1 pseudogene is annotated in these 2101 nt (G+C 69.2%); it reads right to left on the reverse strand.

Going from position 1 to position 2101, the window contains the following annotated elements:
* Positions 1 to 336, reverse strand: a pseudogene (locus tag AB0N06_RS38730) (hypothetical protein); the annotation flags it as partial.
* Between the last annotated feature and the right edge of the window lie 1765 nt (positions 337 to 2101).

Raw genomic sequence — 2101 nt, forward strand, 5'->3', positions numbered from 1 at the left:
CCCACGGGCGGAGTACGACCGCTCGTTGATGAAGATCCGGCCCTCCCGGTGGTGACGGCGCTCCTTGCCACGCTCGTTGCCGCGCTCGTTGCCGCGCTCGTTGCCGCCGTAGCCGCCGTAGCCGCCTCCCTCGTTCCCCTTGCCGCCACCGCCGTTCCCGCCCTCACCACCCAGCGGAGCCATGTCAGGAGCGGCCTGCTGAACAGCAGGGGCAGCCTGCTGGTAGGACGGGGCAGCCTGGGTGGATCCGGCGGCCGAGGCATAGGTGATACCAGTAGTGGCGATGACCGCGGCGCCCACTGCGGCAGCGGTCACGGCGACGGTACGCGTCTTCATGTCACTTCTCCCTTGTCTCTGAGGGGCAGCCGGGCAACCGGCCTGCAATGAACGTACTTATGGCGCCTTTAGCTGTCATATCGGATGTATCAGCAGGGGGCCGACCGGGTGTACGAACGACCCGCACCGCACGCCGATCGACACATGACACACCGTCAATCGGTATGAAAGTAAGCTTATTTGGTGCACGATTAGGCCTTCTGGGCGACTTGATGACGCCCGATCACCCTCTCGGCAGCATCAACGCCGGATCCCGCACCCCCACAACCCCCTCCCCCACCGCCCGGCCACCACAGCGACCCACCACATCCCTGTTGCTCCGCCGGTGCCGCCACGGCCCGGCAGCCCGCACGTGCGGGGCGGGGAGGGACGGCGATCCCCAGCGGTGCTTCGTGTCCGGCCGGCCCGCCCACGGCCAAGGGCAGCGCCGGGCAGTCACACGACCTGCTCCTTCGCTGCTTCGAGGCTGGGCCGGCAAACATCCCGCCCGGCCGGGAGAAGCCGCTCGGCGCGAAGCGGGATTGCGCGGACGCGCGCTCGCCGCAGGGCGTGGCCGACGGTGCCGGGGATCCGCTGGGGGTGGCGCGCGGGATATCGACGGCGTCGCCGACGGTGCCGGTCCCGCAGCGGGCCAGGGACCGCGCGCCGGCGGGGCCACCACCGAAGAACCCTGCGGCGCGCCGAGGACGGAGGAATGCCGCGATCTCTTACGGACTGCGGCCGACGACCGCCGCGGCGCCGGGCGGGGGCGTATATATACGCGCAAGCGCGCTGGTCCGGAACGTGACGAAGCCCTGCGGCAGCGTCAGGCCCCTGGCCGCCGGATCCCCCGCCGCACCGTTGCGCTTCGTGACCTGTTCCGGGACCAGGCCGCCGGCATCACCGGGCCACTGAAAGGCGCCCGCGAACCGGCTGGAGTCAGGCGGCGGCAGACTCCCGTACGGGCATGGCTCGCAGGTGCAGCGGCAGGCACGGTACCCGCTGGGGCCAGTGGCGCACCGGTGCGGCGCCGAAGCCGGCCGGGGACAGGACGCCCCCGTTTGAACACTGCGATCGCAATGACCGGCGCGGGCATGGCGCCGGCCGCCGGCACCCTCTGGGCGGGTACTGGGGTGCCACCTCGGCGGTCGCGGCGCGCGGTGGCGAGGTCTTCGAGGCCTCGGACCGTCTTCCCCGCCACCGTGCGCCACCGGCCCCGAGCCCCGCGGTTCCGCGGGCGAGGAGGTTTTCGTGGCGGAAGACCGTGCGGCGCAGTCGTGACCGTCCTCGGAAAAGGCGAATGCTGCACGGCGGGGTGCGCGCCGGGTGCCGCTGCCGCGTGTCGCCGCCGGACCGGTCACGCGCCGGACGCCGGTCAGGATTCCTTGCCGATGCGCGCGAATAATCGCTGCCCCACCGCCAATACAGCGCGTTTATTCGGCATTACGGTGAGCGAATAGGTCGTCCTTCATATGACGCAGACCACGTGACCCGCGCCACTCTTGTGCCTATTTGCGGCATTTGCCGTGTGGAGTGGGCCACGTGACGGGCGTCACTCCGGGCCTGAATAGTAGACCGAGGAGACCCGATCCGCAGCCCTGACAGCGCTTCTCCGGATCATTTCCGGCGCCCAGTACGAATCCCATTAGTAAAAGGGACCCATTGACCCGCATTTCTGTCTCGCTTAATACTTCTTGGCATCGCCCGACAACAGATGAGGAATTACGGAATGCCGTTCAACGCGATGTCCACGAAGTTCGCCCGCATGACCAAGACCAAGAAGGCC

Origin of the sequence: Streptomyces sp. NPDC051020, assembly GCF_040683105.1 — a bacterium.
Classification (GTDB): domain Bacteria; phylum Actinomycetota; class Actinomycetes; order Streptomycetales; family Streptomycetaceae; genus Streptomyces.